Genomic DNA, 21,802 nt, shown 5'->3' with positions numbered 1-21,802 from the left:
CCTGCCATGTTGCCCGATGTCGACATCACGCTGCCCCGGTTCCAGCAGGTTCGCCTGATCCTGCGTGACCGCCTCCGCGCCGGCTTCTACGAGAGCGGGCTGCCCATGCCGGGCGAGCGCCAGCTGGCCGAGGAATTCGGCGTGGCGCGCGTGACGGTGCGGTCTGCGCTGGCGCGGCTGCAGGAGGAGGGGCTGGTGGCCCGGCTGCGCGGCAAGGGCACGGTGCCGACCGTGCCGTCCGCGCGCCACGAGGCCCCGCCCGGCGCCGCGCTGGGCACGTCGCACGGCGGCGGCCTGCTCGACAACATCGTCAGCATGAGCCTGCGCACGCGGGTTTCCGTGCTCGAATGGCGCCAGATGGCCGCCCCCGCCCGGGTCAGCGCGGCGCTGGGCCTGCCGCCCGGCGCGCCGGTGCTCAAGGTGGTGCGGGTGCGCAAGTTCAAGACCCATCCCATCGCCTATACCGAGGTCTTCCTGCCCGCCGACCTCGCCGTGGCCATCGATCGCCATACCCTCCAGGACACCCCGATGCTCGTGGCGCTGGAGCAACACGGCGTGGAGGTGGTCTCMGCCGAGCAGACGCTGGGCGCGGCGGCGGCGGACCTGGACGTGGCCCGCATCCTGCGCATCGCGCCGGGCGTGCCGCTGCTGCGCGTGTCCCGCGTGGCCAGCGACCGCAACGGCCGGGCCGTGCAGTTCCTGGTGGGCCTGTATCACCCGGAGCGCTACGCCTACCAGATGCGGCTCACGCGCGTGGGGGCGTCTACCAAGGTCTGGATCGACGCGGATCCGTCCACGCAGCCCGCCGCCAGCGACGACGTCTAGGCGGGTTCCGCGCCGACAGCCCATTGGGAAGAAGTCCTACACCCGCCGGGCGCCAGCCTTCCTACACTGTCCATTAGCGCCGTGCCCCCGGGATACCGGAATCCGGGCGCGGACTGTCTCAACCTGACCGATGGAGACCTCACCATGAACAAGGATCAAGTGAAGGGCCGTGTGGAAGAGGCCAAGGGCAAGGCCAAGGAAGTMGCCGGCAAGATGACCGGCAAGACCACGACGGAAATGAAGGGCAAGGCGCAGCAAGTGGCTGGCCGCACCCAGGCCGCGTACGGCGACGCCAAGCAGGACATGAAGGACACGAAGAAGCCGCGCTAAGGCAAGCCGGCCCAGGTCGGTCCAAGCCGGAAAAAAGGGCGCCTGGGCGCCCTCGGTAACGCAAAAAAGGCGGGGCGGCTCCCCGCCTTTTTCATGGCAATGACCAGGGAACTACCGTTTTCGGAGAAGTGCGATTGTGCGATAGGAGCATGTCTCCCTAGCATGGTGGATCATTACGGCTAGATCACTTGCGCGGCCCGCTAGGGATGGCGCAATCCACCCATGGCAACAGCACCAACCAGACAATCAACAGGCACGCCACTGAAGACGCTGAATTTCGCGTTTCCCTTCCGAAAGGCACCGCCAGGCCCTGGCAGGGTCTCAGAAGCCTTCAGGGATCAGCACGAATTTCTTAGGCTATTGCGCAAGGAGCCTGACGGCCCCTATGCGGTCAGCAAGAAGGGCCTTTGGCACGGAGGTATCCATATCTCCGACGCCGGCGCAGGCACATCGCTCGATCTGAGGCATGGTGTCCGATGCATGGCCGATGGGGAAGTGGTCGCATGGCGCGTCAATCAGCACTATCCGAAGGCCGAAATTCCACAGGGTCCCAGCCACCCTCCGTTCACCGCGCAGTACAGCACCGGTTTCGCGCTGGTGCGCCATCGCATGGAGTTCCCGAAGGACTGCATGCTGACTTTCTACAGCCTCTACATGCATCTGCAAGACCTTGTCGACTATGAAGCCGACAAGGCGCTACGCCGTCCGGCGTACTGGTCCACCTGGTTCAAAGTGGGGCCGAAGACGAACKACCGGCAGGATAGGCGCGTCGGCCAGACGGCGGCAGCCGCGCCGCAGATCGGTCTCCGCGTCCGTGCCACCAAGGCAGGTGGGACTGTGTTGGGAATTCTGCCTCGCGGCGCACACTTCAGCCTGTTGCAGCGGGACGGCGACTGGGGCCAGATCGATGAGGTACACGAACTGGCAATTGCGGCACCTGCGGTCGGTGGCTACGTGGCGCCGGGCGCGGCGCACAAGGGATGGGTCTACCTAGGACGGGTGAGCGGTAGTGCCATCGTGGAACCCTTCGTGCCTGCAAGTGCTGTGGATAGAGTTGTCGTGCCGTCGAAACCGATTCCGATCCGCGCGGGCGGACTCATCGGGCACCTGGGGCGAAATGATTGGCTCGCTGAGCGGGCGGTGGCTCGCATGGTCCACCTCGAGATGTTCTGTGACGACAGCATTCAAGCCTTCATCGAAACGGGTAGAGGCTGGATCAGGGAGCATGCAGCGAAGCCAGCAACCTGGCAGCAATTCGGCCTACGGCCAGAGCCCACGATTCTGCGGATCGACAGACAAACCAAACTCTTCATGGCCCCGGACCAGGAAGGCCGGGATCCACCAATTTCCGACGTCATTCAGGTTTACACCATCGAAGAACTGGCTCGACGGCAGGTCAAGCCATGCGTGGAGAAGGAGGCCGGTTGCGATGGCAAGTCGCTTCGGTGGTGGAAAGTGGATAGCGCGGACGTACGTCGTCGGGACATTTCGGGATGGGTGCGTGAAGAGAATTTTCCCGGGGGACGGATCTCCCGGGAGTTCGCGCAGAAGTGGGTGGATTTTGCTTTCTTGCATGCGAAACATGATCGTACTCACACCGTTTTTGCCACGCCTCAGGCGTACCTGGACTACATCACCGGGGCGGAGGTGCCAGAGGCCGGGGCTATCGATAAGCTGAGCCCGTTCATGCGCGAACTCTGTCGCCAGCTCTATGTGACGGGCGACGGCGCGCACGCGGCAAGCCAGCTTTGCCGGGCTTCCGAAGATCCCTGGGCCGCTGCCATTGCTTCGCGATTGATCGTCCAGCATGAGAGTGAATGGGCGAATCCTGGGAAGTGGTCGGCGTTGATTGTCGAAATCCAAAAGAAGGGTGGAGACGCMGCCGCCCTGAAGGCCGAACACAGGAAAATTCAGGCGTTGACGTGGTGGGAGGAGGTGAGTGCCCGCCTCCCCGCTTTACCGGCGCCAGAGGTCTTTCACCTACATCCGATCGGTGTGATCGGAAACTTCATCCGGCACCGCCGGATTGACATCGAAAAGTTCGTGGCGCTTTACAAGGAAGCGCATCCGTCTAAATTTGGTTGGTACCCGGAGAAAGGGGCAGCAAAGCAAACGCTTCCCGCGCTATCGCGGACATCGGAAGATAATCTGATGACCCTTATGGGTTGGCTCGACGAACTCTATATATCCAAAGGAAGTACGTTCAACATCCACTATGTGGCGTATATGTTGGCGAYGGCCCGGCTCGAGTCATATGAATTCCTAACGGCKACTTTCTTTGGCCCCGTTCGAGAAGAATTATCCTATGACGCAGCCGAGATGAAATATGGATCCGGCCCGGGTGCCAGCAATCCGAAACGCGCGAAAGCGCTTGGAAATACGAAGGTTGGCGATGGTCACAAATATCGAGGGAGAGGGCTGGTCCAAATTACCTGGCAGGCGAACTACGCGAAGTTCTGCGAAGTCGCCGAGATCGATCTGTTGGCGGAACCGGATGCGGCCCTGGAATGGCGCAGGGCGGTGTTGATCATGGTCGAAGGCATGATACGGGGCACCTTTACCGGCAAGAGTTTGCCCCATTACATTAATAACGCCGGCGTGGACTATGTTGCGGCACGCCGGATCATTAATGGTACGGACAAAGATACCGTCATCGCGGAATATGCGACGAAATTTGAATCGTTACTGAGACAGTGCCTGTGAAAAATATCATTCCGGCCATGTTGCTCGCTTGCGCCGCTTCGTTCGCCAATGCATCCACAGTGTGCTCCGAGGAGGTGACCGCCTGTGAACTATACATTCAGGAGATGGAAAATCTGGTCGAACGGAGCGGGAAGTTGATCGCCGGTGAGCTTAATGCCAGCATTCTGAGCAGCGTAGATATCTATAAGTACGGCGAGCAATATGTACTCGTCAAGGAAGCATTCCAGAATGACAGAAATACCCGTTTCATTCCATTGATCAGAACGAGCGCCGGGTGGAGATTCTCGTCTGTTTATTCGCTCCGCATCGATCTTGTTGTCTCATCGCAAGAAAACGGTTTGAAGTGGTCGGCATCGATGGCCAAGCTTCCGGAGGCCGAAGTCAGCGGCGCGTCATTCGATGCGATGGAGGCGCTCCCGAAAAGTCAAATCCGACGTGTTCGATTAGTTAAACACCTAGACCCGAAGCTGCGCGCTTCAAGCGTAGGCGGCCAAAAAGCAGCGTCCGCACAACCATGTTTTGTGCCACGGGTCGATAAGGAAGCGTATCTGCCCATTGGAACGATTGCCTGCAAGCCGATCACGGGACTCAAGCGCGATGGCCAGCACGACCTCTCGGGGCACATCGGCCCGAACCGCTTTGTCGACATGTCCCTGAGGAAGAATGGGGGCGAATTAAGTGGTGAGCTTAAGGATTTGAATCAGACCGGCTCGTCGTTCGCGTTGCGGGGCAATCTCAGCACAGACGGGAAGCTCGCACTGACGGCGTATGACGTCGGTGGAGGGGTTGCAGGAACTCTCAGGGGTTCGATGAAGGACGGCAGGCTTGCCGGCGATTGGGCGCCGTCGAATGACGGCGGCCCAAAGCTTCCATTTTTCCTCTACCTGCAGGGATTCCCAGCGTAGCTGTGCGGGAATAGTGGGCGGTTGCGGCCCCTCACTCCCCCAACGCCGGCAGCACCCGCCCCGGATTCAGCAAATTCTTCGGGTCCAGCGCCCGTTTCACCTGCCACATCAGTTCGAGTTCGACCTGGGACTTGTATTGCCGCAGGTCGTCGCGCTTGGCCACGMCGATGCCATGTTCGGCCGAGATCGAGCCGTTTTCGGCGTGGGCCAGGCCGTCCACGAGGTCCGAGACGGGCTTGTACCACTGGCCGAGGAAGTCGGCGGCGCTGCGGTCCTTGGGGCGGAGCGGGTTGAAGTGGACGTTGCCGTCGCCCATGTGACCGTAGATGACCATGCGCGTGGCCGGTTCCAGCGCCAGCACGCGGGCGGAGGCGTTGCCGATGAATTCGGCGATGCGCGACAGCGGCACCGAGACGTCGCACTTGATGCTGCCGCCGGTGCGCGTCTGGGCGTCCGAGATTTCCTCGCGGATGCGCCAGAAGGTCTGCGCGTCGGCCCCGCTCGCCGCCACGGCGGCGTCCTTGACCCAGCCGCGCTCCAGGCCGCTTTCCAGGATCTGCATCAGCGTGGCGTTCAGCGCGGCCTCGTCGGCGCCCGAGGTCAGCTCGATCAGCACCATCCAGTCGTGCCGCTCCGCCAGCGGCGAGGCGGTGTCGCCCAGGTACTCGAGCACCAGCTCCAGCGCCGGTGCGGAGATCAGTTCGAACGCGGTMACGGCCGGGCCGGYGATCTGGCGCGCTTCGCCGAGCAGCTTCACGGCGGCGTCCGGGCTTTCCACGGCGATAAAGGCCACCGCCGACGCGCGCGGCTGCGGCATCAGCTTCAGCACGGCGGCCGTGATAATGCCCAGCGTGCCCTCGGCGCCGACGAACAGGTGCTTGAGGTCGTAGCCGGTGTTGTCCTTGCGCAGCCCGCGCAGCGACGAGAACACGCGCCCGTCCGGCAGCACCACTTCCATGCCCAGCACGAGATCGCGCATATTGCCGTAGCGCAGCACGGCCGTGCCGCCGGCGTTGGTGGAGAGGTTGCCGCCGATCTGGCAGGAGCCCTCCGAGCCGATGCGCAGCGGGAACAGCCGCTGGCTGTCCTCGGCGGCGGCGCGGGCGCCGGCCAGCGTCACGCCGGCCTGCACGGTCATGGTGTCGTTGATCGTGTCGATGGCCAGCACGCGGTTCATGCGGCGCAGGTTGATGACCACGGCGGTGCCGCTGTCGTCCGGCACGGCGCCGCCCATCAGCGAGGTGTTGCCGCCCTGCGGCACCACGGGCACCTCGTGGGCGTAGCACCACGCCATGACCGCGCTGACCTGCTCGGTCGTGGACGGCAGCACCACCACGGGCGACTTGCCGCGATACAGGCGGCGATAGTCGGTGACGTACGACTCGGTGTCGGCCGCGTCAGTCAGGCAGCCGGAGGCGCCGACGATGTCTTGCATCKCGGCGAGGATGGTTTCGGGAGAGGGCAGGGCGGTCATCGCTTGGAATTCTGGCAATCAGCAATCAGGCAATCAGTAGGCGGCGCCGGGGCGCGTGGCGGCGGCGGTGGCCGTGTCGGGCAGGAACTCGGCGGCGAGCTTGCGGGCGGCGTTGGCATAGACCAGCACGTCCACGCCGGTGGCGACGAAGGTGCAGCCCAGTTCCAGGTAGCGGCGCGCGAGCGCGGGGTCGGACGTCAGCGTGCCAGCAGCCTTGCCGCTGGCGATGATGGTGCGCATGGCGGCTTCGATCTGCGCCTGCACCTCGGGGTGGCCGGGCTTGCCGCGATGGCCCATGGACGCCGCCAGGTCGGCCGGGCCGATAAACACGCCGTCCACGCCATCGACGGCGCAGATCGCCTCCAGATTCTGCATGGCGGCCACAGTCTCGGCCTGCACCAGCAGGCAGACTTCGTCATCGGCAATGTCGAGGTAGTCCGTGCGCGCGCTCCACTGCGACACCCGTGCCACCGCGCTGCCCACGCCGCGCACGCCGAAGGGCGGATAGCGCGTGGCGCGCACCAGCGCCGCCGCCTGCTCGGCGGTATCGACCATCGGCACCAGCAGGGTCCGGGCGCCCACATCCAGCAGCTGCTTGATCAGCGCGGTCTCGCCGGCCACGGCGCGCACCACGGGCTGGGAGCGGTAGGGCGCCAGCGTCTGCAAGGTCTGGAGGATGGTGCGCACGTCGTTGGGCGCGTGCTCGCCGTCGATCAGCAGCCAGTCGAAACCGGCCGTGGCCGTGATTTCCGCCAGGTAGGGCGTGGCGGCGGACATCCACAGGCCGATCTGGGCCTGGCGCGCGGCCAGGGCGGCCTTGAAGGGGTTGTGGGCGGGCATCGGGAATCTCCTCTTTTGATKGGGTCGGCCGGTTTGGACCAAGGTGCTCAGAGCAGCTGGCCCTGGCAGAGGTACTTAGTATGCATGTAGTCGTCCAGGCCGTGGCGAGATCCCTCGCGCCCGTAGCCGGATTCCTTCACCCCGCCGAACGGTGCTGCCTCGGACGCCGGCGCGCCCTCGTTGATGCCGACGATGCCTGTTTCCAGCGCCTGCGCCACGCGCCAGATGCGCCGCACATCGTTCGAATAGAAGTACGCGGCCAGCCCGAACGGGGTGTCGTTGGCGTGGCGGACCACCTCGTCCTCGTCGTGGAAGCGGAACACCGGCGCCACCGGGCCGAAGGTTTCCTCGCCGGCCAGCGCCATCGCCGGGGTGGCGTTCACGAGCACGGTGGGCGCGTAGTAGTGGGGGCCGTCGGCGTTGCGCACGCGCGTGCCGCCGGTGACCACCTGCGCGCCATGGGCGACGGCATCCTGCACATGKCGGTCGATCTTGTCCACGGCGCGGGCGTTGATCATCGGGCCGATCTGCGCGGCCGGCTCGGTGGCCGGGCCCACGTGCAGCGCCTGCACGCGGGCGGCCAGCCGTGCGACGAAGTCGTCATGCACGGCGTCCTGCACGTAGACGCGGTTCGGGCACACGCAGGTCTGGCCGCCGTTGCGGAACTTGGCGGCCATCAGGCCGTCCACGGCGGCGTCCAGGTCGGCATCGTCGAAGACGATGAACGGCGCGTTGCCGCCCAGCTCCAGCGACAGCTTCTTGAGCGTGCCGGCCGACTCGCGGGCCAGATGCTTGCCCACCGGCGTGGAGCCGGTGAAGGTGATCTTGCGCACGCGCGGATCGGCCAGCCAGCTATCCACCACGGCCGGCGTGTGTTCGCGCGAAGCCGTGACGATATTGAGCACGCCCGCCGGCAGCCCGGCCTGCTGGGCCAGCCAGACCAGCGCCAGCGCGGTCAGCGGGGTGTCCTCGGCCGGCTTGGCCACCACGGTGCAGCCGGCCGCCAGCGCCGGGGCGATCTTGCGTGCGATCATCGCCAGCGGGAAATTCCACGGCGTGATGGCGGCCACCACGCCCACCGGCTCCTTGATCACCAGCATCTTGCGGCCCGGCACGGCCTCGGCAATCACGTCGCCGCAGATGCGCGTGGCTTCCTCCGCGAACCATTCGACGTAAGACGCCCCGTAGCGCACCTCGCCCGTGCTCTCGTGCAGTGGCTTGCCCTGCTCGGCGGAGATGATGCGGGCGAGATCCGCCTCATGCGCAAGGATCAGCGCGTGCCAGCGCTTGATGATCTGCGCGCGCTCCCGGGCGGTGCGGCGGCTCCAGGCGGGGAAGGCGGCTGCGGCGGCATCCGCGGCCAGCGCGGCATCGGCGGCGTGGCTGTCCGGCACGCTGGCGATGACCTCGCCGGTGGCCGGGTTGGTCACGGCCAGCCGCTGGCCGGCGCGGGCATCGGACCATTCCTGGCCGACGAGGTTCTGCGAACGCAACAGGTCCGCCTGAGCGAGGGAATCAAGCATGGGTGCGGGGACGGTGGATGAAGGGTTAGCTGACGATGCCGAGATGCCAGGGCACGAATTCATGGTCGCCCAGGCCCAGCAGCTCGCTCTTGGTGGCTTCGCCGGAGGCGGCGCGCAGGATATGGGCGAAGATCTGCTCGCCCATCTGCGCCACGCTCAGTTCGCCGTCGAGCACGAGGCCGCAGTTGATGTCCATGTCCTCTTCCAGCCGGTGGAACATCGGCGAGTTGGAGGCCAGCTTGATCGTCGGCGCCGGCTTGGAGCCGAACATCGACCCCCGCCCGGTGGTGAAGCAGATCAGGTTGGCGCCGCTGGCGATCTGGCCCGTGGCGGCCACCGGGTCGTAGCCGGGCGAGTCCATGAAGACGAAGCCGGCCTGATCGATCGGCTCGGCGTACTCGTACACGGCCTGCAGTGGCGTGGTGCCGCCCTTCATGGCCGAGCCGAGCGATTTCTCGAAGATGTTGGCGAGGCCGCCCTGCTGGTTGCCGTGGCCCACCACGCCGTTGAACTGGGCGTTGTGGCCGGCGGTGTAGCGCGCCCACCAGGCGAGGCGGTCAAGCAGCTTCTGGCCGACTTCGGGCGTCACGGCGCGGCGCGTGAGCATGTATTCCACGCCGTGGATTTCGGGCGTCTCGGAGAGGATGGCCGTGCCGCCGTGGCGCACCAGGATGTCCATGGCCGCGCCGAGCGCCGGGTTGGCGGTGATGCCCGAGAAGCCGTCCGATCCGCCGCATTCCAGCCCGATCTTGAGATGGCTGGCCGGCACCGGCTGCCGCGTGGCGGCATTGGCGGCGGGCAGCATGGCTTCGATCGCCCGGATGCCGGCGGCGATGGTTTCGCGCGTGCCGCCGGTGTCCTGCATCACCAGCGTGTGGAGGTTCTCGCCCGGCACCAGCCCCTGCGAGTCGACCAGCGAGGCCACCTGGTTGCGCTCGCAGCCGAGCCCGACGATCAGCACGCCAGCCAGGTTCGGATGGCGCGCGTAGCCGGCCAGCGTGCGGCGCAGCACATCGAAATGCTCGCTGGGGGAGGACATGCCGCAGCCGCTGCTCTGGGCGAAGGCGGCCACCCCATCGACATTCGGATACGCCGCCAGCCGCTCCGGCGTGAAGTGCGCGGCGATGTGCTTGATCACCGTGGCCGAACAGTTCACCGAGGACAGGATGCCGATGAAGTTGCGCGTGCCAACCCGGCCATCCGGGCGGACGTAGCCCATGAAGGTGGCGCGCTCGGCCTCGGGCACGTACTGCACTGGGCGCACGTCGCGGCAGAACTCGGGGTCGCGGTAGAAGTCCACCAGCCGCAGGTTGTGGCTGTGCACGTGCTCCCCGGCGGCGATGTCGCGGTCAGCCACGCCGATCACGGTGTCGTACTTGCGCACGGCCTCGCCCTGGGCAATGGCGCGCGCGGCAATCTTGTGGCCGGCCGGCACCTGCGCGCGGGCGCGCACGCCCAGGTCGGGCAGGGGCTGGCCCAGCGTGAGGTCGCTGCGCGCGATCAGCACGTTGTCGTTGGCATGGAGCCGGATGACGGGGTTCGGATTCACGATGGACGTTGCCGTTCAAAAATGCGTTGGGATCAGCTCAGGTCAGCTCTGCTGAAGCATTTCCTTCAGTTTCAGGCGCTGGATCAACTGGGTTTCCTGGTCGTAGACCGTGGACACGTACTTCTTGTAGTCCGGTCCGTCGAGGTACATCACGGGCGCGTCGATGCGGGCGGCCACGGCCTTGAACTCGTTGCTGGCCACGGCGGCGCGGAAGGCCTCGCGCAGCTTCTTCTCGACAGCCGGCGGCAGGCCCTTGGGCGCGCCGATGCCGTTGGGGGCCTCCACCACCACGTTGTAGCCCAGCTCCTTGAGCGTGGGCGTGCTGGCGAAGCGCGGCGTGCGCTGCTCGCCCCAGGTGGCCAGCAGGCGCAGCTTGCCGGCCTCCACATGCGGTGCCCACGAGCTGGAGTCCGCCAGCAGGTCCACCTGACCGGCCAGCACGTCCTGCAGCGCCTGCGAGCCGCCCTTGTAGGCGATGGCGTTGAACTTGACGCCGGCCGCCATCGCAAACTGCTCCATGCCCACGTGCGTGGCGCCGCCGATGCCGGCGTGCGCATAGGTCAGCTTGCCCGGGTCCGCCTTGGCGGCGGCAATCACGTCCTGCAGCGTGTGGAAGCGGGAATTGGCCGGCACGGCGATGCCGAAGGTCTGGCCGGAGGTGCGCGCCAGATAGGTCAGCTCGGTGCGCGGGTCCAGTTGCAGCATGCCAAGCTGGGAGAAGCGCGTGACGGAGATCGGGATCTGGCCGATGGTGTAGCCGTCCGGGTTGGCGCGCGCCAGCGCCTTGGTGCCGATCATGCCGGACGCGCCGGCCTGGTTTTCCACCACCACCGACTGGCCGAGCAGGCCGGCCGCCACCTGGCACAGCGCGCGCATCGACTGGTCCGCCGTGCCGCCCACGGGCCACGGGCAGATGAACTTGATCGGGCGCTCGGGGTAGGCCGCCGCGGCGCGGGCGCCGCTCGGCAGGATCAGCCCGGCGGTGCCGGTGGCAGCCGCCACGGCGCTGGCCGCACCGCCCAGCAACAGCCGGCGGCGGGCGAGACTGGTCGGCAGTTCTGAAGGGGAAGCGATGAGGGAAGCGGTGGGGATACCGTGTGGCATGTTGTCTCCGTCTCTTTTGTGTTTGCGTTCTGGGCGATGGTGCTTTGCCATCGCCATGCCCTCATTGTGGGCATGTCAGTCATAACAATCCAATCAAGAAATGGCATTGCTTCATAACCTTAAGGTTAGATAGACTGCCCGGATGGCCCATATCGACCGCGCGCTGCGCTCCAATATCAAGCTGCGCCACCTGCAACTGCTGGTGGCGCTGGACGAATTCCGCCATCTGGGCCGCACGGCCGAGTTCCTGGCCGTGAGCCAGCCGGCGGTGTCCAAGGTGCTGGCCGAGGTGGAGAAGATGCTGGGCATGACGCTCTTCACGCGCTCCACGCGCGGCACGGAGCCCACGCCGGCGGGGGAATCGCTGGTGCGCTTCGCGCGTTCGGTGCTGGCGCAGTACGAGGTCACGCGCGACGAGATCGAGTCCGTGGCCAGCGGCGCCGCCGGCCGGGTGCGGGTGGGGTCGATGGGCGCGGCGCTGCCGGTGCTGCTGGCGCGCGCCGTCACGCGGCTCAAGACGCAGTCCCCGCGCGCCACGGTGCTGGTGGAGGAGGGCGACCTGACGCACCTGCTGCCGCGCCTGCGCCTGAGCGAACTGGATGTGATCGTGGGGCGGCTGGAGCCCGCCTACGCGGCGCCGGATCTGGTGACCGAGCCGCTCTATGACGAGCCGATGGTGGCTATCGTCGGCGCCGGTCATCCGCTCGCCGGCAAGGCCCGGCCGGACTGGGCCGACCTCGCGGCCATGCCCTGCGTGCTGCCGCCGCCGTGGGCGTCGCTGCGCGTGAAGATCGAACAGACCTTTTTCCGGCACGGCCAGCAGCCGCCTGCCGATGTGATGGAATCGTCATCCTATCTGGCCGTGACGACCTTCGTCGCCCAGCGCGGCGCGGCAGGGTTCGTGGCGAGGTCGGTGGGGCAGCAGCTGGAGGCGGAAGGGCGCTTCCATGTGCTGCCGCTGGACGTGGAGGTGGCGTTGCCGCCCGTGGGCCTGATCCGGCTGCGCGAGCGCCGGCAGGCCCCGAGCGCGGAGCAGTTGATCGACTGCCTCCGGGCGGAGGCAGCGTCGATCCAATCGTCTGGTCAATCGTCGATCAAACCGCCGAAACGTCCCGCGCCGGCTCCGTCGCGCCGGACAACGGCGGATCGGTAACGATGGAGCGCAGCGCCGGTTCGGGCGCGGCCAGCGCGGCCAGGTCCGGCACCGGGCGGCGCAGGGCGGGCGAGGTGGCGAAGGCGGTTTCCATCGCCTGCGCCACGCCCAGCGTCTGCCGGTCCGCGCGGAAGCCACCCGTCACCTGAAGCCCGAACGGCATGCCGGCGAGGTCGGTGCCGCAGGGCAGCGCGATCGACGGATGCGTGGTCAGCGTGACCACATAGGTCAGCGCCAGCCAGCGGTAGTAGTTGGCCTGCGGCTGGCCGCCCACGGTGTCGGCGTAGAGGCGCGTCCACGGGAACGGGGAGACCGGCGTGGTCGGCGACAGGATCACGTCATAGTCCCGATACGCGGCCTGGAAGCGCTGCAAAATGCGCGTCTGCTCGGCCTGTGCCCACGCGCTGTCCACCAGCGACATGCGCGCGCCCATCTCGTAATTCGCACGGGTATTCGGCCCCAGGCTCGACGGATCGCGCGTGTAGGCGTCGTGCATGCCGGCCACGAAGCTCTCGGCGCGCAGCACGTCGAAGCAACGGTGTACATCGCCCAGATCGAACGCCACCGGCTCGCAGGTGCGGAACAGGTGCTTCATCGCGGCGATCTTGGCGCGGAAGGTCTGGCGGATGTCGTCATCCACATCGCAGCAGCCGAAGTCGTCGGTGTAGCCCACGCGCAGCGAGCCCAGGTCGACGTTGGCCGGCACCAGAAAACCAAGCGGATCGCTCTCGTAACTCAGCGGGTCCGTCACCGACATTCCGGCCGAGGCGGCCAACTGCAGGCAGGCATCGGCCACCGTGCGGCCCATCGGGCCGACCACCGAGATCGGCGTCCAGCCCAGCAGCTTGCGCGAACTCGGCACCAGCCCCGGCGAAGGCCGGAAGCCCACCACGCCGCACTTGGCGGCCGGAATGCGCAGCGAGCCGCCCGTGTCCGAGCCGGTGCAGACCGGCAGGAAGTCCGCCGCCAGCGCGGCGGCCGAGCCGCCCGAGGACCCGCCGGCATTGAGATTCGGATTGAACGGATTGCCGGTGGCGCCCCAGACCACGTTGCGCGAATTGGCGCCGGCGCCCATCTCGGGCACGTTGGTCTTCGCCGTGACGATGGCGCCGGCGGCGCGCAGGCGGGCCACCAGCACGTTGTCCTGCGCCGGCACATTGCCGCGATACAGCGGCGAGCCGAAGGTGGTCAGCAGGCCAGCGGTGGCCTCCAGATCCTTCACGCCGAGCGGCAGGCCGTGCAGCAGGCCGAGCGGCTCGCCGCGCATCACGGCGCGTTCGGCTTCGCGCGCCTGCTCGCGGGCGCGCTCGAAGTCCGTGGCCGTAATCGCGTTGATCTTCGGGTTGTAGGCCTCGATCCGCGCGATGCAGGCATCGAGCAGTGCGACGGGCGAGATTTCCTTGTTGCCGATCAGGCGGCGCAGTTCCACTGCCGACAAGGTCGGCAGGCTGTCTTGCAGGGGCATGCTGTCTCCGGAGCCAGGCGTCAGGGTTGGGTTACTCGGCCTGGATATTGGCGGCGCGCGCGATGGCGCGCATCTGGGGCGTTTCCTTGACGATCTTCGCGGCCACCTGCGCGCCGGTGGCGTAGGTCGGCTCGAAGCCGTTGTCGATCAGCTTCTGGCGCGTGGCGGGGTCCGCCACCACTTCGCCGAGCGTCTTCTCCAGCTTGGCCTTCACCTCGGCGGGCACGCCGGCCGGGGCGACGATGACGAGCCACGTGGCGGCGTCCATGCCGGGGTAGCCGCTCTCGGCCACCGTGGGCACGTCCGGCAGCAGGGCCGAGCGCTTGGCCGTGGTCACGGCAATCGCCTTGACCTTGCCGGCCTTCACCTGCGGGATGGCGGCGGTGACGGTGTCCATGCTGAACGGGATCTGGCCGCCGATCAGGTCGGTCATGGCCGGCGCGCTGCCCTTGTATGGCACGTGGAGCATCTTGGTGCCCGTGAGGGTTTGCAGCGCCTCGCCCGCGAAGTGCGCCGTGGTGCCGGCGCCGAACGAGCCATAGGAATACTTGCCCGGCGAGGGTTTGACCATCGCCACGTATTCCTTGAGGTTGTTGGCCGGCGTGTCGCGGTTGGCCAGCAGGATCAGCCCGGTCACGCCCACCTGGGCCACGGGGTCGAAGCTCTTGATCGGGTCGTACGGCAGCTTGGCGTGGATGGCCGGGTTGACCGTGAAGGTGGTGCCGGAGGTAACCAGCAGCGTGTAGCCGTCAGGTGCCGCCTTCGCCACGAAACTGGCGCCAACGATGGTGCCTGCGCCGGGTCGGTTGTCCACCACCACGGTCTGGCCGAGCCGTTCACCGAGCTTCTGGCCGACGATGCGGCCGATCACGTCAGTGGATCCGCCCGGCGGGAACGGAATCACGAGTTGGATCGGCTTGGTCGGATATCCGCCCTGCGCGGCGGCGGTGCCGGCCACGCTGGCCAGGCCGAGCGCGAGGGCGCCGGCCATGGGGGCCAGCGTCAGGCGACGGCCACGCGAAAATCGATTCGAAAGACGGGGGGCGGGGAAAAGCATGAACAGGCTCCGGCAGTAGAGAGAAAGGACACGTCACAGGCTTCGTTGGATCTCATCGTAAGCCGGTCCATGCTTGCGGTGTGCGCAATCTTTCGAATATTCGATTGCCATATCGGCAATCTTCGCTAGACTGGCGACGTTGATGTCACGTGTCATCCCGGAGATTCCATGTCGTATCGCACCCTGCAGGAAACCGCCGTCCGCTACTTCCTGGAAGTGGTGCGGACGGGGTCGGTCAAGGACGCCGCGCTGAAGCTGAACGTGGCGCCCTCCGCCGTGAGCCGGCAGGTGGCGCGGCTGGAGGCCGAACTGGACACCCTGTTGTTCGACCGCCGCGCACGCGGGCTGGTGCCCAATGCGGCGGGCGAATTGCTGGCCGCCTACGCCAAGCGCACGCAACAGGACATCGAGCGGGTGACCGGCGACATCCAGGCCCTGCGCGGCCTGCGCGCCGGCCGGGTGCGACTGGCCAGCGTGGCGGGGCTGGCGCACGAGTTCCTGCCCTCGCTCGCGGCGGCGTTCCGCGCCCAGCACACCGGCATCCGCTTCGATCTCGAGGTCTGCCCGCAGGCTGACGTGGCGCGCCGCATTCGCGACGGTGAGGCCGATATCGGCGTGACCCTGAGCGGGCTGCCCGAGCCGAGCATCGAGGTGGAGCTGCGCCATCCGGCGCCGGTGCTGGCCATCATGGCGCCCGACCATCCGCTGGCCAGCCAGCGCCAGATCTCGCTCTCGCAGGTGGTGGCCTACCCGCTGGCGCTGGCGCCCGCGGACAGCTCGCTGCGCCAGTTGCTGGACACCAGTTGCAGCCGGCAGGGCCTGAACTACGAAACCATCTTTTCCAGCAATTACCTTGATTCACTGGTGTCGTTCGCGGCGGCAGGCGGGGGCGCGATCACGTTCTATGGCGAGGTGTCCGTGCGCAGCCGGCTGGCCGCCGGGCTGATCGCCGCCGTGCCACTGCGCGACCGCGAGATGAACGAGCGCTATATCGAGATCCAGACGCTGGCCAAGCGCAACCTGCCCGAGGCCGCCCGGGCCTTCCTCCAGCAATTGACTGATTCGCTGACCGGCATGGGGGATCTCCATGATTGACATGGATTGCCAAACCGGCAATCAAGTCTTCGATTCATTGCACATCATGGATGCACCGCCGCCCGGCCTGCCTTGGCAGAATCGTGGCTGACACCGCCCCCCCTCTATATAGATACCTCTCGATATGACCGATTCGTCCGCGCCCGGTAACCCTTCCTCCTCCGCAGTCATCGTCCTGGGCGCCGGCATCGTGGGCGTCTCCACCGCGCTGGCCTTGCAGCAGCGCGGCCACGCGGTCTGTCTGGTCGATCGGCAGGCGCCGGGCCGGGCCACCTCCTACGGCAATTGCGGCATCCTCCAGCGCGAGGCGGTGCGGCCCTACGCCTTCCCCCGCGACTGGCAGGCGCTGCTGCGCGTGGCCACGGGGCAGGGCAACGACGTGCACTACCACCTGCGCGCGCTGCCGGCACTGGTGCCGGCGCTGGCCCGCTACTGGCATGCCTCGGCGCCCGCGCGCTATGCCGGCACGGTGGCGGCCTACAGCGCGCTGATCCGCCATTGCCTCGATGAGCACGCGCCGTGGATTGCCCGCGCCGGGGCGCAGGACCTCGTCCGCCACGATGGCTGGCTGGAGGCCTACCGCAGCGAAGCCGAGTTCGACGCCGCCGCCCGCGACGCCACGGCCGTGGCCGCCGACCATGCGCTCGATCACGCCCTGCTGGACCGCCCGGCGCTGCAGCAGGCCGAACCGGCCCTGCGCGACGTGCTGGCCGGCGCCATCCACTGGCGCGACCCATGGACCGTGAGCGATCCCGGCGAACTGGTCGCCCGCTATGCCGCGCTGTTCGAGCGGCAGGGCGGCACCTTCTGCCATGGCGACGCCGCCACGCTGCGCGCCAGCGGTTCGGGCTGGCAGGTGTCTACGGAGGACGGCAAGGTCGAGGCGGCGCAGGCCGTAATCGCGCTGGGGCCGTGGGCGGCGGATCTGACCACGCGGCTGGGCTATCGGCTGCCGCTATTCGTAAAACGCGGCTATCACCGCCACTATGCGACCGAGGCGATGCCGTCCAAGCCGGTGCTGGACGCCGAGAACGGCGTGCTGCTGGTGCCGATGCGGCAGGGCCTGCGCGTGACCACGGGCGCGGAGTTCGCCCATCGCGACGCACCGCCCACGCCGGTCCAGTCCGGCCGGGCCGAGCAGATCGCCGCGCAGATGGTGCGGCTGGGCGCCCCCGTGGAGGCGCAGCCGTGGATGGGTGCCCGCCCGTGCGTCGCGGACATGCTGCCCGTGGTGGGCCGCGCGCCGCGCCATCCCGGCCTCTGGTTCCATTTCGGGCATGGCCATCAGGGGCTGACGCTTGGGCCGGCCACCGCCCGGCTGCTGGCCGAGCTGTTCGACGGGGACGCGACGTATGTCGACGCCGCACCGTACGATCCGCGTCGGTTTGGAGATTGAGCGGGCCGGACTTCGTCCGAGACGCCGACCCTCTCCCCCGGCCCCTCTCCCGGAGGGAGAGGGGCGAAAACGGCGAGATTTCCAAGTGCCGACGGTTTGCTCCCCTCGCCCGCTTGCGGGAGAGGGGTCGGGGGAGAGGGCCGGCGCTTCCCTTCACTGGCGCCGGCAGATTGCGGCTGACGCCGCGCCGCCGTCGGTTCGCCGCGTGGGGCTGTTGCGCCGGGTGGCGCCGGTGGTAACCTCCCAGCGTTCCCGATCCGCCACAAAGCCCCCCACCGTGCGCCATTCCGATCCGCAGATGTGGCGGTCCGCCGCCGACCAACGCGCCTATGAGGAAGCCCGCCGCAACGTGCGCGCGCTGCGCGGCTTCTATATCCACCTGACGCTCTACGTGGTGGTCAACACCATCCTCGTGCTCTGGAACGTGTTCGGCGCCTCGCACCGGCCCTGGTCCGGCGCGCCGCTGCTGGGCTGGGGCCTGGGGCTGACCGCCCATGGCGCGCTGGTCTGGAGCCGCGTGGGCCTGCTCGGGCGCCGCTGGGAGGAGCGCAAGATCGCCGAGTACATGGCGCGCGAGCAGGTGCGCACGATCTCCACCGAGAAGCAGCTGGTGGAGGCGCAGATGCGGCTGCTGCAGGCCCAGATCGAGCCGCATTTCCTGTTCAACACGTTGGCCAACGTGGTGAGCCTGATCGAGCCGGCGCCGCGCAAGGCCACGCTGATGCTCGAACACTTCATCGCCTACCTGCGTGCGTCGCTGGCCGCGAGCCGGGCTACGCAGGGCACGGTGGCGCAGGAGGCCACGCTGCTGCGCGACTACCTCGCCCTGATCAAGATCCGCATGGGCGAGCGGCTCCAGTACCGGATCGACGTGGACCCGGCGCTGAACGAGGTGCCGTTGGCGCCGATGCTGCTGCAGCCGGTGGTGGAGAACGCGATCCGGCACGGGCTGGAACCGAAGATCGAGGGCGGGCACCTGACCGTGCGGCTGACGCGGCGCGGCGAGCGCATGCTGGCTTCGATCGAGGATGACGGCATGGGCTTCCGCCCATCGGCCAGCGCCGGCGTGGGGCTGTCCAACCTGCGCGACCGGCTGGCCGTGCTCTACGACGGCGAGGCACAGGTGCGCATCGAGGAGCGCTCGCCCGGCACGGCCGTCCACATCGACATTCCGCTGTCCGCCCCCTTCCGCAACGGAGAGACCCCATGACTCGGATGCCCACCGCCTTGATTGCCGATGACGAGGAGCACCTGCGCACGCATCTGCGCGGCAAGCTGGAGCGGCTGTGGCCCGAGTTGCGCATCGTGGGGGAGGCGGCCAATGGCGTGGAGGCCGCGCAGGCCATCGCACAACTGGCGCCGGCGGTGGCCTTTCTCGATATCAAGATGCCAGGGCTGTCCGGGCTGGAGGTGGCGCAGGGCATCGAGACCGATACGCGGGTGGTCTTCGTCACCGCCTTCGACCAGTACGCGCTGGACGCCTTCGAGCGCGAGGCTGTGGACTACCTCGTCAAGCCGGTGACGGACGAACGTTTGGCGCGGTCCGTGGAGCGGCTGCGCAAGGCCTTCCAGGAGGCGGCGCCGCTGCCGGAGCTGGCGCAGTTGCTGAGCCAGCTCACGCGCGGCCCGGCCCGCCCGGAGGCCGGCGCGGCGCCGCTGCGCTGGGTGCGGGCGAGCCGGGGCAACACCACCAGCCACGTGCCGATCCAGGACGTGCTGTACTTCCAGGCCGACGACAAATACGTGGTGGTGCATACGCGCGACGGCGAGCACCTGATCCGTACGCCGCTGGCCGAGCTGATGGAAGGACTCGACCCGGACACCTTCTGGCAGGTGCATCGCTCGACCATCGTCAATATGGAATACGTGGCCGGCACGCGGCGGGATGACAGCGGGCGGCTGTTCGTGCGCCTCCAGAATCGGGAAACCAAAAGCGAGACCGAACTGCCGGTCTCGCGCGCCTACGTGCACCGCTTCCGCCAGATGTAGCGGGCGAGGGGAGGTTTAGTCGCGGTTCATGAACTGGTCGATCTTGCGGGACTCCCAGTCGCGCCCACGTTGCGAGACGCGCCACCAGACCAGCAGGCCATGGATCGTCAGCCCCAGCCCCCAGGCCAGCGTGGTGGTGAGCGGCCACGGCCAGCCGGCCTCAAGCGAGCGGTGCGCCCAGCTGGGCGACGGCATGAACAGGAAGCGGAACCAGAGCCATCCGTTCACGGCGAGGTAGATCAGCAGGTGCAGATACCAGCCGCGCAGCGCCCGGACCATGCGGTGGGCGCGCCAGTACGCCATGGCGTTCTCGTCGGCGGGGTGGGTCGGGCGGTGCATCGCGTCGTGTCGCATCGGGAACCTCATCGATAGGGTGGATGAGGACAAATTACGCCGCCGGCGGGTGGGATGCCAGGGCGAGGCGCCGAATCGACGGATCCGCTTCGCGAATGACCGGAACGGGGCGTCAACGACAGGGCGCGTTGCAAGGGAATTGAAAGCTTATGGCGGGTTAACGCGCGACTATCGCAGCGATTAGACACATTAGCTGGAACAGTCTGTTGCCCATCCCGTCCATTGCATTGCAGCAATCACCACCTAATCTTCGTGGGACAGTTCTTTCGGTTACAACAAGGAGGTACCGCCATGAACCTGACGCTCGAAGCCATTCTGCCCGCCCAACGCGAAACCGGCGCGGCCGTGGGGGACTCGGTCACTGCCATTCAACACCAGGACATCGTTGTCGCGTTCTCCGCGCTGATGGCTTCGCAGCAAGTGGCGGTGCTGCACATGCTCTATCCGCGCACCGATGCGCGCACGCACCGCAGCCTCGGCCACCTGGTCAACGCGCTGCACGGCCACGGCCTGCACCGCGTGGCGGAGCTGGTGGATCAGGAAGCGCACTACCTCGTCTTCAAGGACCCGACCGAAGCCTGGCGCGCCATGCACGAGATTCGCCATGACTCGCTGGCCATCGGCGTGCACCTGTACTACAAGGGCAAGACCGGCGATGCCGCCGAGGCGGCGCTGGACGTCGATGCCCATCGCGCGCACTGACTCGGGTCTCCCCGGGCCTTGTCTTAGGGGCTTACTCCGGGGCCTCCACGCGGCAGGCCATCGCCGGCTTGCCCGGTAGCTCAAGCTGCGCCTCGGGGCCCTTGTCCCAGAACATCGCCTCGCCGGCGTCGGTCGTGGCCGCATAGCGGGCACCCGACGCCGCGCGCGTCTGCGACAACAGCAGCTTCTTGTCCAGCCAGGTCAGGTAGGCGTAGCCGGGTTCGGTCTGCACGAAGGTGGCCAGGATCAGCGCGTCGGCGCCGGGGCAGCGCACCGAGAACGGCCCCCGGGTGATGCCCTTGGCGTCCTGCGTGCGCGGGCCGGCGAAGTTCTGCCGCAGCAAGTGAATCCGGTCGATGTATTCGGCGGTGGTGCACGCGCGTGCGTCGCTCGCCTTCCAGCAGTCGTTGCGGCCCTTGATCCAGCCGCGCTGCTCGGCCAGCAACGTCTTCTTGCGGCTCGTGCTCATGGAGCGCGCGTCGAGCGCCAGCCCGTACAGGCGCGTCGTTTCCTTGTCGAGCTTCGCCAGCGTATCGTCCTTGCAGATCATCTGCTCGATCTGGCCTTCGGCCCGCTTGCAGTCGAAGCTGGGGCTGGCGGCGTGCCCCGCGCCTGTCAGCACGCCGAGCACGGCACCCAGCAGGATACGGCGTGGAAGCATGGCCAGACCTCCTCCGGGCGTGGTCAGCCCGCGTTGCGTTCCAGGACGACGAAGTGCTTGCGCACGGGCTCGATCACTTCAAATACCCCTTCGAAACCAGCCGGGATCACGCAGGCATCCCCGGGCCCGAACTCGCGCGTCACGCCGGCATGGTCGGTGATCCGCAGCCGGCCGCTGATGACGTGGAAAAACTCCTCCTTGCCAGCCGGAAACGCAATGCGCCATGCACCGGGCTCGCACGCCCAGATCCCGCAATCGAAATCGCCCGCCGCGGCGCTGTAGTGTGTCCACGTGGTGCGATCCGGGTTGCCCTCGACAAGGCGATCCGGCCTAGGCCGGTCGTGCGTGGGCGCGGGGTCGGCGCGGAAATCGGTCAGGGCGGGTAGGGTAGGAAGGGTAGAAAGGGGTTTGGACACGGCTGTACTGGACGGAATGAATGCTCAACAAATGGCAGCCGCCAGTGTAGCCCGCCCGGTCGGCTTCGCGGGGTGGGCCACCGCACCGTCACGGATGTGCGCTTGGGGCATCACGGCTTGGTCGGGCCGTGATGCTGATGTAGCGCAAGAAAGGTCGGCGTGTGGGGGGGGGGCGCGTGGCAAAACCTGCGCGCACAAAAAAGCGGTCCCACAAAGAAATACCCCGACGCGCGGGATCGTCGGGGTAGTAAGAGTTGCCAA

General features: G+C 67.4%; 20 protein-coding genes. 10 read left to right on the top strand and 10 right to left on the bottom strand.

Annotated elements, in window-relative coordinates; genetic code table 11:
- Positions 1-6 precede the first annotated feature (6 nt).
- The 4 genes from AC1EJR_RS23435 to AC1EJR_RS23420 all read left to right on the top strand — a co-directional run bounded on the left by AC1EJR_RS23435 (position 7) and on the right by AC1EJR_RS23420 (position 4,763).
- Entirely contained in the window at positions 7-825 is an 819-nt protein-coding gene (locus AC1EJR_RS23435; RefSeq protein WP_441592528.1) for a GntR family transcriptional regulator, read from the top strand.
- 144 nt (positions 826-969) lie between these two features.
- Complete coding sequence (locus AC1EJR_RS23430; protein WP_092301512.1) at positions 970-1,155, top strand: CsbD family protein; 186 nt, start codon at positions 970-972, stop codon at positions 1,153-1,155.
- A gap of 222 nt (positions 1,156-1,377) precedes the next feature.
- Positions 1,378-3,858 (top strand): chitinase, encoded by a 2,481-nt coding sequence (locus AC1EJR_RS23425; RefSeq protein WP_477147620.1) that lies wholly within the window; start codon positions 1,378-1,380, stop codon positions 3,856-3,858.
- Positions 3,855-4,763, top strand: a complete 909-nt coding sequence (locus AC1EJR_RS23420) for a hypothetical protein (RefSeq protein ID WP_477113254.1) — start codon at positions 3,855-3,857, stop codon at positions 4,761-4,763. Before AC1EJR_RS23425 ends, AC1EJR_RS23420 begins: the two co-directional genes overlap by 4 nt.
- Before the next feature lie 31 nt (positions 4,764-4,794).
- On the opposite strand, the gene AC1EJR_RS23415 is transcribed toward AC1EJR_RS23420, so the two are convergent.
- From AC1EJR_RS23415 to AC1EJR_RS23395, 5 genes are read right to left on the bottom strand one after another with little or no spacing between them, the layout of a single operon-like run.
- Complete coding sequence (locus AC1EJR_RS23415) at positions 4,795-6,237, bottom strand: FAD-binding oxidoreductase (RefSeq protein ID WP_477147619.1); 1,443 nt, start codon at positions 6,235-6,237, stop codon at positions 4,795-4,797.
- A 33-nt stretch (positions 6,238-6,270) separates the two neighbouring features.
- Entirely contained in the window at positions 6,271-7,077 is an 807-nt protein-coding gene (gene hpaI, locus AC1EJR_RS23410; protein ID WP_092301506.1) for a 4-hydroxy-2-oxoheptanedioate aldolase, read from the bottom strand.
- A 47-nt stretch (positions 7,078-7,124) separates the two neighbouring features.
- Positions 7,125-8,600: an NAD-dependent succinate-semialdehyde dehydrogenase gene (locus tag AC1EJR_RS23405; protein ID WP_477113255.1), complete on the bottom strand. Its 1,476-nt coding sequence runs from the start codon at positions 8,598-8,600 to the stop codon at positions 7,125-7,127.
- Between the two features lie 25 nt (positions 8,601-8,625).
- Entirely contained in the window at positions 8,626-10,149 is a 1,524-nt protein-coding gene (locus AC1EJR_RS23400; protein WP_441592532.1) for a UxaA family hydrolase, read from the bottom strand.
- A 42-nt stretch (positions 10,150-10,191) separates the two neighbouring features.
- Positions 10,192-11,253, bottom strand: coding sequence for a tripartite tricarboxylate transporter substrate binding protein (locus AC1EJR_RS23395; RefSeq protein ID WP_454757644.1), 1,062 nt, complete (start codon positions 11,251-11,253; stop codon positions 10,192-10,194).
- A 142-nt stretch (positions 11,254-11,395) separates the two neighbouring features.
- Here AC1EJR_RS23395 and AC1EJR_RS23390 point away from each other — a divergent pair, with 142 nt between their 5' ends.
- Entirely contained in the window at positions 11,396-12,406 is a 1,011-nt protein-coding gene (locus AC1EJR_RS23390) for a LysR substrate-binding domain-containing protein (RefSeq protein ID WP_441592534.1), read from the top strand.
- Here AC1EJR_RS23390 and AC1EJR_RS23385 read toward each other — a convergent pair.
- Together AC1EJR_RS23385 and AC1EJR_RS23380 are read right to left on the bottom strand one after the other, a co-directional pair.
- On the bottom strand, positions 12,348-13,871 hold the full coding sequence (locus tag AC1EJR_RS23385; RefSeq protein ID WP_477113256.1) for an amidase: 1,524 nt from the start codon (positions 13,869-13,871) through the stop codon (positions 12,348-12,350). The two genes, AC1EJR_RS23390 and AC1EJR_RS23385, sit on opposite strands and share 59 nt — an antisense overlap.
- A 31-nt stretch (positions 13,872-13,902) precedes the next feature.
- Positions 13,903-14,862, bottom strand: coding sequence for a Bug family tripartite tricarboxylate transporter substrate binding protein (locus tag AC1EJR_RS23380; RefSeq protein ID WP_092301487.1), 960 nt, complete (start codon positions 14,860-14,862; stop codon positions 13,903-13,905).
- 234 nt (positions 14,863-15,096) lie between these two features.
- Here AC1EJR_RS23380 and AC1EJR_RS23375 point away from each other — a divergent pair, with 234 nt between their 5' ends.
- The 4 genes from AC1EJR_RS23375 to AC1EJR_RS23360 all read left to right on the top strand — a co-directional run bounded on the left by AC1EJR_RS23375 (position 15,097) and on the right by AC1EJR_RS23360 (position 19,408).
- A complete protein-coding gene (locus AC1EJR_RS23375; RefSeq protein ID WP_092301484.1) occupies positions 15,097-16,023 on the top strand; it encodes a LysR family transcriptional regulator in 927 nt (308 codons plus the stop codon).
- A 124-nt stretch (positions 16,024-16,147) separates the two neighbouring features.
- The gene (locus tag AC1EJR_RS23370) at positions 16,148-17,419 is read left to right on the top strand and encodes an NAD(P)/FAD-dependent oxidoreductase (protein WP_477113257.1); all 1,272 of its coding nucleotides are present in this window, start codon (positions 16,148-16,150) and stop codon (positions 17,417-17,419) included.
- A gap of 298 nt (positions 17,420-17,717) precedes the next feature.
- The gene (locus AC1EJR_RS23365; RefSeq protein ID WP_477113258.1) at positions 17,718-18,629 is read left to right on the top strand and encodes a sensor histidine kinase; all 912 of its coding nucleotides are present in this window, start codon (positions 17,718-17,720) and stop codon (positions 18,627-18,629) included.
- Between the two features lie 5 nt (positions 18,630-18,634).
- Positions 18,635-19,408, top strand: coding sequence for a LytR/AlgR family response regulator transcription factor (locus AC1EJR_RS23360; protein ID WP_092301572.1), 774 nt, complete (start codon positions 18,635-18,637; stop codon positions 19,406-19,408).
- Positions 19,409-19,423: 15 nt separating this feature from the next.
- Here AC1EJR_RS23360 and AC1EJR_RS23355 read toward each other — a convergent pair whose 3' ends face one another.
- Entirely contained in the window at positions 19,424-19,762 is a 339-nt protein-coding gene (locus tag AC1EJR_RS23355) for a 2TM domain-containing protein (protein ID WP_092301475.1), read from the bottom strand.
- 291 nt (positions 19,763-20,053) lie between these two features.
- On the opposite strand from AC1EJR_RS23355, the gene AC1EJR_RS23350 reads away from it, so the two are divergent.
- On the top strand, positions 20,054-20,464 hold the full coding sequence (locus AC1EJR_RS23350; RefSeq protein WP_092301472.1) for a hypothetical protein: 411 nt from the start codon (positions 20,054-20,056) through the stop codon (positions 20,462-20,464).
- Positions 20,465-20,495: 31 nt separating this feature from the next.
- On the opposite strand, the gene AC1EJR_RS23345 is transcribed toward AC1EJR_RS23350, so the two are convergent.
- Both AC1EJR_RS23345 and AC1EJR_RS23340 read right to left on the bottom strand, forming a co-directional pair.
- Complete coding sequence (locus tag AC1EJR_RS23345; protein ID WP_477140003.1) at positions 20,496-21,125, bottom strand: MliC family protein; 630 nt, start codon at positions 21,123-21,125, stop codon at positions 20,496-20,498.
- 23 nt (positions 21,126-21,148) lie between these two features.
- Positions 21,149-21,541 carry a cupin domain-containing protein gene (locus tag AC1EJR_RS23340; RefSeq protein WP_255370997.1) on the bottom strand — a complete coding sequence of 131 codons (393 nt, stop codon included), beginning with the start codon at positions 21,539-21,541 and terminating at the stop codon, positions 21,149-21,151.
- Positions 21,542-21,802 lie beyond the last annotated feature (261 nt).

This window comes from Cupriavidus sp. 05T42, assembly GCF_056396345.1.
This window is presented reverse-complemented; position numbering and strand designations above follow the sequence as displayed.

Coding starts and splice junctions, on each gene's coding strand:
- AC1EJR_RS23380 (WP_092301487.1), bottom strand. CDS start 14,862: ATGGCCGGCGCCCTCGCGCTCGGCCTGGCCAGCGTGGCCGGCACCGCC.
- AC1EJR_RS23390 (WP_441592534.1), top strand. CDS start 11,396: ATGGCCCATATCGACCGCGCGCTGCGCTCCAATATCAAGCTGCGCCAC.
- AC1EJR_RS23395 (WP_454757644.1), bottom strand. CDS start 11,253: ATGCCACACGGTATCCCCACCGCTTCCCTCATCGCTTCCCCTTCAGAA.
- AC1EJR_RS23355 (WP_092301475.1), bottom strand. CDS start 19,762: ATGCGACACGACGCGATGCACCGCCCGACCCACCCCGCCGACGAGAAC.
- AC1EJR_RS23385 (WP_477113256.1), bottom strand. CDS start 13,871: ATGCCCCTGCAAGACAGCCTGCCGACCTTGTCGGCAGTGGAACTGCGC.
- AC1EJR_RS23370 (WP_477113257.1), top strand. CDS start 16,148: ATGACCGATTCGTCCGCGCCCGGTAACCCTTCCTCCTCCGCAGTCATC.
- AC1EJR_RS23360 (WP_092301572.1), top strand. CDS start 18,635: ATGCCCACCGCCTTGATTGCCGATGACGAGGAGCACCTGCGCACGCAT.
- AC1EJR_RS23350 (WP_092301472.1), top strand. CDS start 20,054: ATGAACCTGACGCTCGAAGCCATTCTGCCCGCCCAACGCGAAACCGGC.
- AC1EJR_RS23365 (WP_477113258.1), top strand. CDS start 17,718: ATGTGGCGGTCCGCCGCCGACCAACGCGCCTATGAGGAAGCCCGCCGC.
- AC1EJR_RS23375 (WP_092301484.1), top strand. CDS start 15,097: ATGTCGTATCGCACCCTGCAGGAAACCGCCGTCCGCTACTTCCTGGAA.
- hpaI (WP_092301506.1), bottom strand. CDS start 7,077: ATGCCCGCCCACAACCCCTTCAAGGCCGCCCTGGCCGCGCGCCAGGCC.
- AC1EJR_RS23345 (WP_477140003.1), bottom strand. CDS start 21,125: ATGCTTCCACGCCGTATCCTGCTGGGTGCCGTGCTCGGCGTGCTGACA.